10 protein-coding genes are annotated in these 16793 nt (G+C 43.9%); 2 read left to right on the plus strand and 8 right to left on the minus strand.

Annotation, left to right across the window (positions count from 1 at the left end; translation table 11 throughout):
* Positions 1 to 30 precede the first annotated feature (30 nt).
* The 3 genes from xylA to L870_RS0110515 are packed head-to-tail and all read right to left on the minus strand — an operon-like array spanning position 31 to position 4343.
* Positions 31 to 1344 (minus strand): xylose isomerase, encoded by a 1314-nt coding sequence (xylA, locus tag L870_RS0110505; RefSeq protein WP_028518112.1) that lies wholly within the window; start codon positions 1342 to 1344, stop codon positions 31 to 33.
* Positions 1345 to 1356: 12 nt separating this feature from the next.
* Positions 1357 to 3435, minus strand: coding sequence for a glycoside hydrolase family 3 C-terminal domain-containing protein (locus L870_RS0110510; RefSeq protein WP_028518113.1), 2079 nt, complete (start codon positions 3433 to 3435; stop codon positions 1357 to 1359).
* A 17-nt stretch (positions 3436 to 3452) separates the two neighbouring features.
* Entirely contained in the window at positions 3453 to 4343 is an 891-nt protein-coding gene (locus L870_RS0110515) for a hypothetical protein (protein WP_028518114.1), read from the minus strand.
* Between the two features lie 223 nt (positions 4344 to 4566).
* On the opposite strand from L870_RS0110515, the gene L870_RS0110520 reads away from it, so the two are divergent.
* Positions 4567 to 5433: an AraC family transcriptional regulator gene (locus L870_RS0110520; protein WP_028518115.1), complete on the plus strand. Its 867-nt coding sequence runs from the start codon at positions 4567 to 4569 to the stop codon at positions 5431 to 5433.
* A 222-nt stretch (positions 5434 to 5655) separates the two neighbouring features.
* Here the strand turns inward: L870_RS0110520 and bglS are convergent, their stop codons facing one another.
* The 4 genes from bglS to L870_RS0110540 form a co-directional block, all read right to left on the minus strand.
* A complete protein-coding gene (gene bglS / locus L870_RS20155; RefSeq protein ID WP_080676419.1) occupies positions 5656 to 8934 on the minus strand; it encodes a beta-glucanase in 3279 nt (1092 codons plus the stop codon).
* Between the two features lie 89 nt (positions 8935 to 9023).
* Positions 9024 to 9815 carry an AraC family transcriptional regulator gene (locus L870_RS0110530; protein ID WP_028518116.1) on the minus strand — a complete coding sequence of 264 codons (792 nt, stop codon included), beginning with the start codon at positions 9813 to 9815 and terminating at the stop codon, positions 9024 to 9026.
* Positions 9816 to 10007: 192 nt separating this feature from the next.
* Positions 10008 to 10760 carry an AraC family transcriptional regulator gene (locus tag L870_RS0110535; protein WP_028518117.1) on the minus strand — a complete coding sequence of 251 codons (753 nt, stop codon included), beginning with the start codon at positions 10758 to 10760 and terminating at the stop codon, positions 10008 to 10010.
* Between the two features lie 135 nt (positions 10761 to 10895).
* Positions 10896 to 13877 carry a family 43 glycosylhydrolase gene (locus L870_RS0110540; RefSeq protein WP_028518118.1) on the minus strand — a complete coding sequence of 994 codons (2982 nt, stop codon included), beginning with the start codon at positions 13875 to 13877 and terminating at the stop codon, positions 10896 to 10898.
* A 500-nt stretch (positions 13878 to 14377) separates the two neighbouring features.
* On the opposite strand from L870_RS0110540, the gene L870_RS0110545 reads away from it, so the two are divergent.
* Entirely contained in the window at positions 14378 to 16081 is a 1704-nt protein-coding gene (locus tag L870_RS0110545) for a glycoside hydrolase family 11 protein (protein ID WP_028518119.1), read from the plus strand.
* 92 nt (positions 16082 to 16173) lie between these two features.
* Here the strand turns inward: L870_RS0110545 and L870_RS0110550 are convergent, their stop codons facing one another.
* On the minus strand, positions 16174 to 16779 hold the full coding sequence (locus L870_RS0110550) for a nucleoside/nucleotide kinase family protein (protein ID WP_037272018.1): 606 nt from the start codon (positions 16777 to 16779) through the stop codon (positions 16174 to 16176).
* Positions 16780 to 16793 lie beyond the last annotated feature (14 nt).

Genomic DNA, 16793 nt, shown 5'->3' on the forward strand with positions numbered 1-16793 from the left:
AAATAAAAAAATGTTTATATTGTTCAGTCCTTACAGACTGAAAAGAACGTTATTTACGATTGACTCGAGCATTTCCTGTCTGCCGCTTGAAAGTGAAGCAGTAACCTCACCCTTTTCAAGAGCATACTTTTCAAGTGATGCGAAATCAGCCTTGCCTGCGATGATGTCAGCGCCGATTCCACTTGTCCATGAAGAATATCTGTCCTCAGTGAACTTGTCGATACGACCGTCTTCGATGAGCTTGAGAGCTGCTCTGAAGCCGAGTGCGAATGCGTCCATACCTGCGATGTAGCTGTAGAAGATATCCTCAGGTGTGAAGCTGCCTCTTCTTGCCTTAGCGTCAAAGTTGAGACCGCCGTTTGTGAAGCCGCCTGCCTTGATAACTTCGTACATACACATTGTTGTATCATAGATGTTTGTCGGGAACTGGTCTGTATCCCATCCGAGAAGCGGATCACCCTGGTTAGCGTCGATAGAACCGAATACACCGTTGTCTCTTGATACACGGAGCTCATGCTGGAATGTGTGCTGAGCAAGTGTAGCGTGGTTAGCTTCGATGTTCATCTTGAAGTCCTTGTCGAGACCGTACTTTCTGAGGAAGCCCAGAACAGTAGCTGTATCAAAGTCATACTGGTGCTTTGTAGGCTCCTTTGGCTTTGGCTCGATGTAGAAATCACCTGTGAAGCCGATTGAACGTCCATACTCAACTGCCATCTTCATGAGACGAGCCATATTGTCGAGCTCAAGACCCATATTTGTATTGAGAAGAGTCTCATAACCTTCACGGCCGCCCCAGAATACATATCCGTTACCGCCGAGCTTTACTGTTGACTCGATAGCCTTCTTTATCTGTGCTGCTGAGAATGCGAATACATCAGCTGATGGTGAAGTACCTGCACCGTGCATGAATCTTGGGTGATCGAAGCACTTAGCTGTACCCCAGAGACACTTCTTGTCGCCCATAACAGACTTCATATAATCTGTTACGATGTCGAGCTGAGCATTTGTCTCCTTTAAGCTGCCGTACTCAGGAGAAAGGTCACGATCGTGGAAGCAGTAGTAATCAATGGAAAGCTTATCCATGATCTCCTTAGCTGCGTCTACCTTAGCCTTAGCTCTTGAAGCAGGATCAGTCTGACCCCATGTCTTGTCTGTTGTGCCGCAGCCGAACATATCTGTTCCGTCGCCGCCCATTGTGTGCCACCATGAAAGAGCAAACTTGAGGTGGTCACGCATCTTCTTGCCATTGATGATCTCATCGGGATTGTAGTACTTGAATGAGAGTGGATCTGTGCTGTCCTTGCCCTTATACTCGATCTTACCGATATTCTTGAAAAATTCCATTTTTATCCTCCATTAGACATTTATTTTCAGAGTAGTGCATTTCTTTCCGTTAAGTTTTTCACTTAGCTGGTCGGGCTGCGATGTTCCTGCATAGAGGGTGAACTCACTGCCTTCCTTGACCCACTCGCCCTTTTCGTTGACTGCCATTGTAGCTCTTTCAGGAAGAGTGATCTGTACGATCTTGCTCTCACCTGCGTCAAGTGCGACTCTCTTGAAGCCGCAGAGGCTGTGGTTGGGAACTGCGTTCTCCGAATAACCTTTGATATAAAACTGGACTACGTCCTCAGTTGCGCGGCTGCCTGTATTTGTTATCTTTACAGAAGCAACACCGTTTTCAAAGGACAGCTCCGAGCATTCTGTCTCAGAGTATGTAAGTCCGAAGCCGAAGGGGTAAAGTATATTTCCCTTGGCATATCTGTAAGTACGATCCTTCATGCTGTAATCCGAGAAATCGGGCAGCTTTGAAGCGTCCTCATAGAATGTTACGGGGAGCTTTCCCGAAGGTGATACCTTGCCGAAAAGTATATTCGCAAGTGCTCTTCCTCCAAGCTGACCGGGATACCACGCCTGAATGAGCGCGTCGCAGTCTGCTTCCACATTTATTGCACTTCCTGCGGCAGTTACTATGATGACGGGCTTGCCTGTAGCCATTACCGTCTTAACAAGCTTTCTCTGTGACTCGGGAAGTCTGAGGTCGATCTTGTCACCTGAGGAGAATTCGTTACCTGTATCTCCTTCTTCACCTTCGATAGTTGCATCAAGGCCTACGCAAAGAACTACTACATCTGAGTGCTCTGCGATTATCTCAGCCTCGGCGAGTCTGTCGTCGGGGAGAGCGAGAGCCATGCATCTGTCCTTGTAGAGGTGGCTTCCCTCGGAGAAAAGAACTCTGCCGTCGAATGCTTCACGGATTCCGTCAAGGAATGTAATGTATTCATCAGCTCTGCCGTTGTAGTTGCCCTCAAGTGCGGGAACGCTGTCGGCATTAGGTCCGATAACTCCGATAGTCTTGTATTTGCTGCCGTCAAGCGGCAGGATACCGTTGTTTTTCAGGAGCACCATAGAACGTTCCGAACATTTAAGTGAGAACGCCTTGTGCTCGTCGCAGGATACGATATCATAATCAAGATCATCGTATTCTGTAGACTTGTCAAACATACCAAGTCTTACTCTTGTTCTCATAAGCTTTACACAGGAATCTCTGAGATCTTTCTCGTTTATGAGCCCCTCATTGAAAGCACTGAGAAGGTGGAGATATGTATTTCCGCAGTTGAGATTGCAGCCTGTCTTTAAAGCCAGTGCAGCAGACTCGGGAGCGGTCTTTGTCACACCGTGATTTGTGTGGAAATCTCTTATTGCCCAGCAGTCTGATACAAAGTGTCCGTCAAAGCCCCATTCGTCAAGCTTGCTCATAAGGAACTTGCTTGCACAGGCAGGCTCACCGTTTACACGGTTGTAAGCACCCATGACACTTTCTACCTTAGCCTCTTTTACGAGGGCTTCAAAAGCTGCTGTATAAGTTTCTGTCATGTCCTTCATGTTTGACTTTGCGTCAAACTCATGTCTTGTAGCCTCAGGTCCGCTGTGTACTGCAAAATGCTTTGCACAGGCAGCTACTCTGAGCACCTTTCCGTCACCCTGAAGTCCCTTTGTATAAGCAACTCCCAGACGAGTTGTCAGGAACGGATCTTCACCGTAGGTCTCCTGACCTCTTCCCCATCTCGGATCGCGGAATATGTTAATATTAGGCGACCAGAGTGTGAGTCCTTTATATATGTCACGATCACCGTGAGCTGAATATTCATTGTACTTTGCCCTTGCTTCAACAGAAGTTATTTCTCCGGCTTTCTGTACAGCTTCATCATCAAACATTGCCGCAAGACCTATAGTCTGTGGGAACATAGTAGCTGTTCCTGCTCTTGCTACACCGTGAAGTCCTTCACTCCACCAGTTATAAGCAGGTATCCCCAGTCTCTCCACGCTTGGAGCGTCATACTTGAGCTGCTCTGCCTGTTCCTCTACTGACAATCTGTCTGTAAGATCTTCGGCTCTCTCAAGTGCGGACAATGCTTCGTCTCTGTACTTTTCCATAAGCATTCCCCTTTCAATCAAATTTTACTTACAAATTCTTCTATAACCTTATCTGTAGCCCAGTCGGTAGTAGTAAGCTCCCACTTTTCTTTAACAGAAGCTGTCTCGCCGGGCTGATATTCCCTCAGCTCACCAAGAAGCTCGCATTCAAGAAAAAGGTCGTTTGTGTAAGTTTCATAGTTACAGCAAAAATCAGGATATTCTGTCTTTTTATATTCATCGAAGCACATTCTGAAAATGTTCTTGCCATTAATATAAAGTATCTGCTTCCCTGTAACATTAAAGCCTGCCTTAAAGGCTTTCTTGATCTTGGGATCCTGTCTCAGCAGAACGTACTTATCGGTTAGTGTGAATCTTTCGTCTTTTACATCTGAATAGCTCCACAGCGACATAGTTCTGTTAGGCAGGAAACCTTTGTCCTCTCTGCAAAGAGGAACGATCTCGGTTCCGCCTGCCGCAAGTCCTGTTACGGACCACGTTGCGAACTCCGCAGGCTTATCAGAGCAATTAGTGATCTTGTTTTCAATGGTTACCGAATTGTTATCGTCCATTTTTATGACCATTTGAAACTGCTTGCCAAATTTAGTTTTTGGAGGCGTAAGAGTGAGTGTGCCATTATCAAATATTGCTTCGACGTTTGAATTATCAGGGAGATAAGTCTCGGGCATGACCTCGGGGGCTGTCCATATTCTGTGTCCGCCATAAGCGTACCATACGCCGTAGCCGTTGTTTATCTCATAGAAATTCCTGTCAACGTCCTCAAAAAGGACATTTTCACCGTCCGAGAAGCCAAAAAAAACTATCCTCGGTCCTACATCAATTGTAGTGATGAGCTTAATTTTGCCGTTATCAAGGCAAAGGCATTTTCCATAGTTTTTATAATCAGTCTCATAGCATTTTATTGACATTACACATCACCTTTCGTTTGCTCTATTGCTATTATATAACACTTCGTCAATTTATACTAATCAATTATTGCGGCTGTTTAATCAAGAATTGCTAAGATTGCACAAATTCTTTAAATCCCCTTTACAAATATTATCGTAATGGTGTATAATTGCTATAGAAACAACAGGAAATTATGAACATTGACATAAATTTCACAACAATTTTTGGTCAAGGAGGCTAATCATGATTAAGAATCTATCGGGAGATTATGAGACTGTTGAGTACGAAAACCAACGTTTTGTAATGCTTTATGACAATGATGAAATCGAGGAATATCCAACTCACTGGCATAATGCCGTAGAAATCATCATCCCCTTGCATAACGGGTTCACCGTGACATCCGGCGGTGTGGACTATAATCTTAACGAAAAGGAGATCATCATAATCCCGCCCGGCGAGCTGCATTCAATGCCTGCACAGGAAGGACGAAGAATAATCTTCCAATGCAATAACAGCATACTTAGTGACGTACCTGCTCTTGAAGCTATCGTTCCCGTCTTTTCATCAGCATTCCATATAACTCCCGAAGTAAGCAAAGAGCTTTACATACTTTCGCGCAAAAGCATACTTGATATATACTCGGAATACTATTCAAAATCCACTCTTGCCGATGTAAAAATTTATATCTATCTCATCAAAATGCTCACTGCTGTCAGAGAATATCAGCTCACACAGGCTGCCGATATCTTTGCAAGCGACCCCGCAGGACGCGATGATACGAGAAAATTCGGCATGGTCATGAAGTACATCAACCAGAATTATATGTATGAGATACCGCTTGAAAAGATAGCTTCCATAGCAGGCTACAGCAAATATCATTTTTCACGTATATTCAAAAAATACAATCATGTTTCGTATATACAGTACATCAACAGCAAGAGGATAAAGGCCGCCGAGCGCCTGCTTATCGACCCTAACCTGTCTGTAACCGAGGTAGCCATGAGGGCAGGCTTTGCAAGTCTGACTACCTTCAACCGAGCTTTCAAAAAAGCCAAAAACTGCACTCCCACAGAGTTCAAGACCCTGTATAAGATCTCCGATCACAACTGACCAAAAATGATTTGAAAAAAAAATCTTATAAATTAAAAAAGCAAATCCCGAAAGCAGCTTTATACCACTTTCGGGATTTTTTGTATTTACTGATCAATGTCAAAGCAAAGAATATAGTTCATTCACCACGTGGCGAATCACCATATTATGTTATATACAGCCAAAGGGCGGTACTTAGTACCGCCCTTGACTAATGTATAATGGAAGAATGTTACAAACTTATTATTGCTTGTTGTATGTTACCCACTGATAACGTGCAACAAGAGGGGTTCTGCCGTTGAAAGGCTTGAGCCAGTCATCAACTGTAAGACCGGGCCATGCATTCATCATGATCTTGCCTGCTGTACGCGGTATATTCTGTGTAGCTGTGTGTACAGGCTTTCCGTCGATATACCATGTAATGTGGTCAGGCTGCCAGTCAAATCCGTAAGTGTGGAATTCCTGTGATGCATCAAATCCGAGATCGATCATCTTCTCGTGGTTGCCCTGTCCGTTTGTGTAATAATTGAGCTGAACCTTAGTTGTATCCTTACCGAGGATCTCGATATCTATCTCGTCCCACGGATTCTTGTCAGACTCGCCTGTGTAGGTGAAGAACGAAGATACAACGCCGTCATTCTTTATAGCCTGCATAGAAGTCTCATAGTAGCCGTAGTGATAGAAATTGTTTGTACGGAACTCACCGCCCGAATAGCGTGGATTCCAGTCAGGATTGCTGTCGTTCGTCCACTTCTGGTCAACGCTCAGTTCAAGAAGTCCGTTCTTGATAACAGCATTTCTCTCATACCACCAGCAGTCGAACGGCTTGCCGTTTGTCCAGCCGTTAGATGCGAAGAAGTCGCCGCCCTTTCCTGTGCGGAAATCAGATACCATAGTTGCCTTGGTATTCATAGGTGTGCCCTTGTCAGGGAACGGAAGATTTACGCTCGGAGAAGTTGTAGTTGTGGTAGTTGTTGTAGTGCTGGTCGTTGTAGTCGTTGTGGTCGTCTTTTTTGTAGTTGTTGTAGTGGTAGTTGTAGTTGCAGCAGGCTGAGTTGTAGTCGTAACTACAGGCTGAGCAGCATATGACTCAGGAAGACTTACAAGACCGAGAAGGTACTTCTGGATAGAAACAGCATCATTTCCTGTAAGATTTGTGCCGTTCTCGTAAACGTCTGCATTTGCAACGCCCTGTGCTGTTATATGGTCATTGCTTGAACCGTTAACGCCGTACTTATTAGGATTAGCAAGAGACTGCATTACCAGTACAACGTCAGACATATCAACATCGCCGTCGCAGTTAGCATCACCCCATTTTGTTACGCCCGAAGGAGTCGGAGGTGTTACTACGATCTGCTGTGAAGCTGCTGCACCGTCTGTAAGTGTGAGCAGATATGTAAGAGGAGAATTCCAGTAAATGGTTATCTCGTTTGTTGAGTAGCTTTCACTGTTGTCGATATAGCACTTGTAAGCAGGTGCATCTGCACAATATGCCTTTGCAGCACTGTCCTCAAGTGCAGAGTTTACGCCGCCGACAAGCATACCCTTCATAGCCTCGCCTGCTGCAACAGAAGGTCTGTGGTGAGGATTCTGAGGTGATACTGTGCCGTAGCCTGTCATAAAGCTTGTTCCCAGCGGATTTGTACCGAGGAGGTAATCAAGCTGTCCGTTGGCAGCGTTAAGGTATGCAGCGTCTCCTGTGAGCTGATATGCAAGACCGAGAACGATACCTGCATTTGCAACTGTCATGTTGCTGCCCCAGTTGAACTTTGAAAGTGCTACACCGTAGCCTGAATTCTTGGCAATTTTTACAAAGCTGTCAGCCTGAGAGAGTATCTCCTCCTTAGCATTTCTGTATACAGCCGAATTAACATCGGGATCCTTCATTGTGAGGATTGCGATATTGCCATAATCGCCTACTGTTGACCAGTCAAGTCCGCTCATAGCACCGCTTACGCCGCTGATGTAACTGCTGTCACCTGTTGCACGATACATCTGTATAGCAGCCCAGTAACGCTCGTCCCTGTCGGTCTTGTCGCCGTAGTCGCCTGTAACTATATCTATAGGGTTCTTGAAGTTGAAATCGGGATTCTGCTGGAGATAGTCCCAAGCCTTCTTTGCACGGCTGAGGCAGTCAGCAGCGAATGTGCTGTCAACGTCCTTGTAGAACTCGTATGCCAGAGCCATAGATGCACAGAAATCAGCAGTTGCTGTTGAAGAAACAGGAGTTACTATAAGCTCACCTGTTTCCTTTTCAGGCATTACAAATCCCGGGAAGTTAGCGCAGCTTACCTTGTGGTAAACACCGCCGTCGCTTCTCTGCATCTTCTTCATCCACTCAAGCTCGAAACGTGCTTCGTCGAGTATATCTGCAACGCCGTTTCCGCTCTCGGGGATACCGATGCTGTCGCTGTAAAGTGAAGGTGCAGCACCGTATGCGTAAAGCAGGTCAGCTACAGCCTTTGCAGCAGGAACTACATATCTGCCGTAGTCACCTGCATCGTGCCAGCCGCCCGAAACGTCGATCTTGTCGCTTGTTCCGTAAACTGTTGCCATCGATGTATGACAAGCAGCATGGCTGAACTTGCCGCCCTCTACAGCAACGCCGCAGCGCTGTAAGTAAAGCATCTTTACGGAATCATCAAGAAGATTTCCGTAAACATTGTCGCCGATAGTGAAGGTATATGAATTGTCAAGACCGCTGCACTTGATGTAATAATTACCGGCAGCAGTAACCTTTGAGAAATCGCCCTTGTAGTTTGTCTCGTTTGCGCCTGTATTGCTTACAGGACCTTCAAGTGTTCCTGTGTAAACACTTACATTCGTATCCGCATTTACAACTTCAAACGATGCGGCATTTGAAACATTTCTGAATACAGCTACTTTCTGAGCATTAGTTCTGTATCCTACCTGATTGATGTTTATGTCGGGCTCATAAGCCTTGTCAGCTGAATAATCAACGTTGCTGTCATCAACGAGCTCAAGAGAAACGTTGTCAAGGTAGATAGTGTGCTCACCAAGCTCGGGATCCTTCTCCTGCAAGCCGCAGTTGAAGCACATCTTAGCCATGATATCGGTGTCTTCCTTCATGGTAAACTCATAATCTATTGTCTGAGGTGTAGATGTGACCTGGATACCCTTCCATGTATACGCCTGATACTTGCCGCCGTTCTGCTGGATCATACCCTCTACGTAACGGTCAACGGTACTTGAAATATCGTATTTAAAACGATAAACACCGTTCTTGTAAAGCGGAATGATATCATAGTTGAGCTGAACAGCATAATTGAGCTTGCCGACAGAAGTTATTTTCAGTGCAAGCTTTCCGTCCTCTGTGGTAAGCGAGCACTTACCGCCGCTCTCTTTGTATGTTCCCCAGCCTGATGTCCCTGTTTCAAATGTCGAGTTCTTGATGATGTTCCCTGCTGCCGCAACCGGTGCGGAAACAACAGGAAGAGCTGATGCCATGATGGTGCAGACAGCTATAACTGCTGCACATCGTTTGAAATTGTGCTTTTTCATTACATTCCCTCTCATTCCGTGACATTAGTCACATTTATACACTAATTGTAACAAAATATGCAAGCATGCGCAATAACTTATAAAACACATTATGTAACATTTTGTGTTTTTTTACGGTACTCAGACGGAGTAAATCCTGTCTGCTCCTTGAACTGCCTTGCAAAGTGAACATAGCTGTGGTATCCGCTGCTCGTTGAAATGTCGGTTATATTCATATTGGTAGTGGAGAGAAGCATCTTAGCATAGCTTACTCTGCTCTTTACAAGATCTTCAATGAATGTCATGCCAAAGTGTTTTTTGTAGGCGTGCTGAAATGCCGAACGGCTCATGCGCACTTCATGTGCTGTGCTGTCTACGCTGCGCTGTTCATAGGGTCTGCTATATATCTTATTGCGCACAGTTGAGATAAGCTCAAACTGTGTACTTCTTCTGCCTGATATACTGTTTAGTGTTTTTTCACGTATCTTTATAAACATCAGGCGCATAAACAATTCTGATGATTCGCTTCTGCAAATATTGTCGGAATATCTCTCATAAGCTATAGACTTAACGCAATAGCTGAGAAATTCAAGAGGCATAGTTATAGCTGTCTCAAGCGGTATGCCCATTTTCAGGAACTCTTCTTCCTCTCCTGCATCATCGAAATCAAAGTGTACCCAGTCGTTCTCGAAAACATTCAGCAGCACACAGCGGTAACGCTGAGGCCTGCCCTTGGGATAGATAAATACCGAACCTGCGGGGGTGGTGATCTCTTTGCCGTTGATCTCAAAAACAGCAGGTGTACGTACAAGGAGAAGCAGGTAATCACCGCTTCCGTCGGGTCTGTCAATAAAAAAGTCCGCATCATGGCAGTGGTCGAAGCCAACATTGTTAATGATCATTGCACATTCTCCATTCTTATTAATATAACGTTTTAATGACAAATCCACATTGAAAAATCAAGAAAAAATATATTCATTGTGCTGATTATAACATTTTCAAGCCTCAAATTATATTATTTTAGTGTCATATTTGGCAATTTTATGATATCTGCATAAAATGTTATCCCCCGCAAATGCAGGGGATAAGCCGTTTTAATGATTTTCTTTAGTAAAATCAGGGAATTTATATCGCTTTTTGTACTCCTTTGGAGTAACTCCCAGATATTTCTTGAATATCTTTATGAAGTAGCTCTGCGAACTGAATCCCAGAAGATTACTTATCTCAGAGTCTGTATACTCCGAGAAGGTCAATAGATTTGCTGCTTCCTCAGCCTTAGTCTTGCTTACATAATTGCTGAATGCAATACCTGTCTCTGCCTTAAAAAGTCTTGAAAGATATGCAGGGCTGATCTTGAGGTAATCGGCTGCATCTTCGATCATTATCTTTCCGTGCAGATGATCGCTTATATAGTCCAGCGCACGTACTATCTGCTTGGAGTAGATACCGCTGTTGCGGACTCTTCTCATATGCCGCGTATAACCTTCGATCATTTCCTGATGCACCTGATGAACCTCCGCCTCGGTACGGCATTCATCAGCCTTCATAATATAAATATCACTGAGATTGTAAGCTTCTTCGAGCGTCATTCCGCTGTTTATGCAGAAACGTGCAATAAGCGCAGCCGAAATGCTGAAATGATATTTCAGATTTCTGAGCGGATCCTTGCTCAATATTCCGTAGCCTTCGCTGCAAAGCGGTGTCGCAAAGACCTTTACAAGCTCGATATTACCTGAGCAAATGCTTTCATAGCAGGCTATCTCCCTGTCAAACGGGGCGTGTTCAAAGCCTTCTTCGCGTTTTAGGAAGAGATGGGAGGAAATGTACTTTTCGGTATAATCACTCATGTATTTCACCTCTCATATTAATTACTTTACCTTATTATACCATTTATTTATGAATTATTCAACATCTTTATATGTCCTAAATCGAGTCCGCTATACATTTTGTGCACAGCGGACTCGTATCAGAAAAGAGGTCGATCATTCACCTGTTTCGTGGAAGAAGTAAGGCAGTGCGTCATATACATAATGCCTTACATAGCCCCACCAATGCGTTTTGCCTTGAGCAACCAGCCAATATAAGTTGCCCTGTGAGAAATCTGATGTGTAAGTAAAGTAGTTGGAACGAATCTTGAGATCTTCCATTTCGGGCTTCATATTGCTGTAAGCAATATCATCAGATCCCGTAGCTGCAAAGATGTAATACTGATTCTTTTCAAGTCCAAGGCTGTCGATCTCCTTGGTAAGAGTGTTCATACCCTCCCAGTTATTACCTGAAAGCGGCATAAAGTAGCCAACGATGTCCATATCATGATCTGCTACACACCATGTTGAGAGACCGCCCATTGAGAAGCCTCCGTAAGCACGGTGCATTCTTGTTGCTCTGAGATTTTCTTCCGACACATCGCCCTCGGCATATGTGGAATATTTCTTTTCAACGAACGGTACAACGCTCCTGCGGAACTCGTCGTAGAACTTGGCTGCCTCTGTCTTGTTGAAAGTAGGCGTTACTACGATCATCGGCTCAAGCTCACCGTTCATTATCATATTGTCGAGGATATAATTCAGCTTTACATCGTCGCTGAATATAGTATTCTCATTTTCTCCGCCGCCATGCATGAGATAGAAGATATTGTACTTCTTGCTCGGATCATAGCCGTAAGGGAGATATACATTAAGACTGTTCTGTCCGTTTATTCCGTTATAGCTCTCCTTAACTATCTTTCCCGCCTGCGAGCACGGGTTAAGGTAGTTTCCAGGAGCTTCCTTAAATTGCAGATCAGCATTATAATCGAAGTCCCTTGTAGGTGTTTCGGGAGTATTATCAGGGAATTCAGCTATCCTGCCAATCAGGTATCTCTGAAGAAGAACAAGATCATTGAGCTCAAATGCTTTGCTCTTGTCAACATCTCCATTGATATTTGAATGATCGCTGTCGGAGCTGATAAGTATTTTTCTTGCACGTACAAGATCAAGTGAGTTTACACAGCCGTCCATATTTATATCACCAAGCATATAAAATCCGCCTACAGCTCCTTCGATGACCGTACCTGACTTCGCTGCCTTGATATCATCAATATAGAAATCACCTGTGCTCTTATCTGTCTCAACGTAAATCGAGATATTCTCAGCACCCACAGGAATTTTGAAGTTTTCATTTGAAAGCTGTACCCACTTGCCTTTCAGTGCCTGAACAGTGTCGATCTTCGCATAATTTACATCACCGTCAAGCTCATACTGCATGGTGAAGTGAAAAGTATCATAGTCTCTGCCTGTGTCATACATAACATTGGCACTGAAGCTATAGCTCTCTCCTGCCTTGAATTTGCTTCCCAGCTCTATAACTGCACCCTGATACGCCTCAGATCTGTCTGAGCAGTAAAGCGAACCGTTTCCGCTGAAAGACTTGCTTGAAGAAGCAGCTACCTTTGCACCTGCTCTGCCGTCAAAGTCGTCAGCACCGCTCTCAAATGAGCAATTCAGAAGATAATCACCGTTATCAGGCGTAACATCAACTGTAGTAACTGTCGTAGTTACCGACGATTCCTGCCTTGTCGCAGCTGCAGTTGTTGTAACAACAGAAGTATTCTCGCCGTCGCCGAAGCGCCACCAGTCCATATTCAGCAGATAATTGCTGCCGCCTGTAAACTTGAAGTAAAGATCATGCTCGCCGCTTGCGCCGCTGATATCACATGAAACTTCCTTCCACGACTGCCAGCCTCCTGTGTTGGACGCCTTACAGGTCCCGATCTTTTTTCCTGTAAGACTGTCAAGATATATTTCGATATCTCCGCCCTCACTGTCGGAGGATACACTTGCCGTAAATTTATTTGTACCGCTGCCGAAGTCAACTCCCTTTACCTTGATATAGCTTCCGTTCCGGATATTGCCTATATTCATTCCGCCCTCGGAGCATTTTTCGGTCTTTACGCCATTCGAGAAACAGATAGTCTCAGCCTCTACGCGCTTGTACGGATCAAGAGCCTGCAACTGGTCAGGACCGCTTTTCGTAGGAGATATCGTCGGTATAGAACCGTCAGAGCCATAAATAAACTCATCTATGCATACGCTTCTGTCAAAGCTTCCGCCGCCCGGAAGGCTGGCATCATGATAGAATAAGTAGGAATGCCCCTTGAAGTCGATAACTCCCGGGTGGTTCGTGAAGCAGTTATGTGACTTCATGACCTGACCGCCGTAAGTCCACGGACCTGTAGGCGATGGCGCAGTTGAATAGCCTAAGCTCTCGCTTCCGTCATTGCCGTAGAATGCAGCAAATACAAGATAATACTTATCATTTCGCTTGTAGAACCACGGACCTTCTCCGTAAGAAGAAGCCTTGCTCGACGGTCCGAAGGTCTGAGCGTTCATATCAAATTTTCCCACAGAACCCGAATAGCTCACCATGTCCTCGTTGAGTCTGACATAGTAGCAGCTCGGATTGCCGAACATGAGCCATGCCTGTCCGTCATCATCGATAAATACAGTAGGATCAATATAATCCCAGTTCGGACCAACAAGAGGCTTGCCTAAAGCGTCCTTGAAAGGTCCTGTAGGTGAGTCGGCTACTGCAACACCTATCGCACGTCCGCCGCCGTTTTTGTGCTCAAGTGTCACATAGTAATAGAACTTACCATTTCTCTCGATGCACTGTGCAGCCCACGCAGTATCTTCCTTGCCCCACGTAAAGCTGTCCCATGACAGGATCATGCCATGATCCGTCCAGTTCTGCATATCCTGCGACGAGTAACAATGCCAGTCAGGCATGTAATAAAAGTCGGAATTATCCTTGTCACGGCCTGTGTACAAGTAAACCGTATCATCATACACCATAGGTGCGGGATCGGTACTGTAAATGGTCTGGATACAAGGATTGTCCGCTTTTGCCTCAAGTTGCGGCAAAACAGCCGCAGCGGGGATAGCAAGAGCCGCAGAGGTTACGAATGAGAGGATCATTTTTTTCATAAGTCTGCCCCCAGTATTAAGTTTTTACTTTTAATTACCCTTCTTGTGTGCATTTTGAATAAAAACGATACAAAATGCGCTTCTCTTTTTTATATCACTTAAATTATAATGATACATGGTATCATCTTATACCAAAATTATGATAAAAATGGTAATATTTCTACATCAAATATTACTTTTCTGTTAACAATATCATAATTTAGTTATTTAACATTCGATTTTAAAATCTTTCAGTATAATTTCCACCTTATCTTTAAATATTAGGTTGCTATCTTTCTTGAAATAAAGTATAATAAGGTTTTATAAACTTTCATATATCTTAAAAAACTATCCACTTGCGTGGCAATATTTAGTAATTATTGATAACATCAGCAATAAACGACTTGATTTTTTGTAAATTGAAAACTATAATTAATCCAGAAGTAAAATACGGGTAATGTTGTTTCAAACATCATTTACTGAAATTATTATTTTTTAACTTGTTTTGAGGAGTGATTTAAGTGAAATTAAGGAAACTCAAAAAATTTTTAAGTGCAGGCATGGCTGTTATCATATCAGCTGCTTCTGTCCCCTTCATCACCGTTGCTGCCGACCAGCAGGAAATTGGCACTATAAATGGCTATAAATGGGAAATCTGGAATCAGTCTTGTGCCGGTACTGCCAATATTGAGCCCCATGACAAAAGCTTTGAATGCTCGTGGGACGATGTAGAAAACTGTGTTTTCGATATGGGATATTATTATAATGTGAAGAAAAAGAATTATAAAAAGCTCAACTATGACATAACTGTCGACTATGATATTGAATTCAGCCCAAAGGGAAATGCTTTCTTCGGAGTATACGGCTGGATGGAAACGCCTCTTGCCGAATACTATATAATTGAAGGCTGGGGCAGCTGGAGACCACCCGGATCAAGTGATAACAAAAAAGGTGTTTTCACACTCAACGGCAATATCTATGATGTATATAAAACAATGCGCTATAATCAGCCATGTATCTGGGGTACAAGTTCATTTCCTACTTATTGGAGCGTTCGTCAGACAAATTCCTGCAAGGATAATACAACTAATAAGGTACGCGGTACGATAAATGTATCAGATCATTTTGACGCATGGGACAGATTGGGACTTGACGTATCCGGAACACTTTATAATGTTGTTTTCGATGTTGAAGGATTCAGATCATCAGGTTCTGCAAATGTCAAAAAACTCAGCATTTATCCCCCGCCGCCGACTCCCAATGCTATTAAGCCCGACAGCAACGGCTATTATATCAAGGATAAGTTTGAAAGTGCAAAATCTACAAACTGGCTCCAAAAAGGATACTCTGCATATTCTGTAACCAATTACGGTACTAAAAGAGGATATTCTCTCTGCGTATGCAATCGAGTAAATACAGAGATCAATGCTTTATATCCCCTTGATACATATACCTTCAAGCCCGGTAATACATACAGCATCGGAGCTGCATTAATGCAGCAGTATGTTGAAAACTCAGACTATCGCCTGCTTTTACAGTATAAGGACGCTGACGGTGTGACTCAGTATGATGTTATTGCTTCAAACAGCGGCAGCTCAAATGAGTGGGTAGATCTTTCAAACAGATCTTATACTTTGCCTGATTACGCCTATGATCCCGTACTTTATTTTGAAGTTCCGAACAATTCCGAGGACTTCTATCTTGACGATTTCTATATAGGAGTTGATAAAACACAGCCTTTAGCCGCCGATCTTGCTGACACATGGAAAAATATTATCATTCAGGGCGATATCAATAACGACGGCAATGTCGACCTGTTTGATCTTCCTGCAATGAGAAAAGTCCTTATCGACATATTAACAGGCGACACTCAGCCACCTGTTAATGCGAACCTTAACGGTGACAGCGAGGTAACTGTCGCTGACCTTGTTCTGCTCCAGAGATATCTTACCGGAAAAGAAAAGGAATTTGCCAAGCCAGTCATAACAACTGCTGCAACAACAACAACAACAACAACTACTACTACTACTACTACTACTACAGTTACTTCTACAGAAACCACAGAAAGCACAACTGCTTCTACCGAAGTTACTGCAAGCGAAACAAGTAAAACTACAACTATAGCAACTACTACACTATCTGGTACAACCGCACCTGAACCTACTACTGTCGGAGCTGCAACAGCAGAACAGCCTTCTACAACTACGAAGGTATATGCAAACTAACCGCGGTACTCATATTAATATCGAGAGCCCCCCTTTTGAAAAAGGGGGGCTCTTAATGATCAGCATAAAAGCTTCTGCAAAAGTGCTGTTTTTTATATTACAAGGTCTGCATTTTTGGCTGGGCAGTATTTTTTCGCGTAGAAATGCTCCGCAGGAAAATAACGCTCATTATACTTTCGGCGGATATCAGCTTCATCTCCGATATATCCGTCCCTGCACAGTACACGTCTCAGTCTTTCTTCTTCGGCAGCATCAACATATATCATAAAGTCAAATGCACCTTCAAGCTCTTCTCGCTGCAAAAATACTCCTTCGGTAATGACGATGCTTCCCTTTGGTATGCTCCTCATATCTGTGATATAGCTGTCGTTTTCCTTGTTATAAAGCTCTATTGGCGGCACTTCCCTGCCATCGCGTACAGGCTTTGCAACAGCACTCAGAAAATAGTCATACCGCCACTGCAAATAATAATACTGCTCCCACTGAGGATAGTCGTCATTGTATCTGACAGCCTTAGGGTGAATAAAATCGTCTATGTGAAATACCGAGGTATTTATCCCCTCTGCATCAAGAAGTCTGCTGACCTCATATGCAACGGTGCTCTTGCCTGCACCGCCCAGACCGTCGATACCGACTAATAATGTGCTGCCATTTTTATACTTTTTTCTTATCTCTTTTACTATAGTTTCTGCGCTCATAAATTACTCCTTAA

Source organism: Ruminococcus flavefaciens ATCC 19208, assembly GCF_000518765.1.
Classification (GTDB): Bacteria; Bacillota; Clostridia; order Oscillospirales; family Ruminococcaceae; genus Ruminococcus; species Ruminococcus flavefaciens.

What these genes read in the sequence shown, in the direction of transcription:
- L870_RS0110540 (WP_028518118.1), bottom strand. Translation starts at nt 13,877, where the DNA reads ATGAAAAAAATGATCCTCTCATTCGTAACCTCTGCGGCTCTTGCTATC.
- L870_RS0110510 (WP_028518113.1), bottom strand. Translation starts at nt 3,435, where the DNA reads ATGGAAAAGTACAGAGACGAAGCATTGTCCGCACTTGAGAGAGCCGAA.
- L870_RS0110550 (WP_037272018.1), bottom strand. Translation starts at nt 16,779, where the DNA reads ATGAGCGCAGAAACTATAGTAAAAGAGATAAGAAAAAAGTATAAAAAT.
- bglS (WP_080676419.1), bottom strand. Translation starts at nt 8,934, where the DNA reads ATGAAAAAGCACAATTTCAAACGATGTGCAGCAGTTATAGCTGTCTGC.
- L870_RS0110530 (WP_028518116.1), bottom strand. Translation starts at nt 9,815, where the DNA reads ATGATCATTAACAATGTTGGCTTCGACCACTGCCATGATGCGGACTTT.
- L870_RS0110535 (WP_028518117.1), bottom strand. Translation starts at nt 10,760, where the DNA reads ATGAGTGATTATACCGAAAAGTACATTTCCTCCCATCTCTTCCTAAAA.
- xylA (WP_028518112.1), bottom strand. Translation starts at nt 1,344, where the DNA reads ATGGAATTTTTCAAGAATATCGGTAAGATCGAGTATAAGGGCAAGGAC.
- L870_RS0110515 (WP_028518114.1), bottom strand. Translation starts at nt 4,343, where the DNA reads ATGTCAATAAAATGCTATGAGACTGATTATAAAAACTATGGAAAATGC.
- L870_RS0110520 (WP_028518115.1), top strand. Translation starts at nt 4,567, where the DNA reads ATGATTAAGAATCTATCGGGAGATTATGAGACTGTTGAGTACGAAAAC.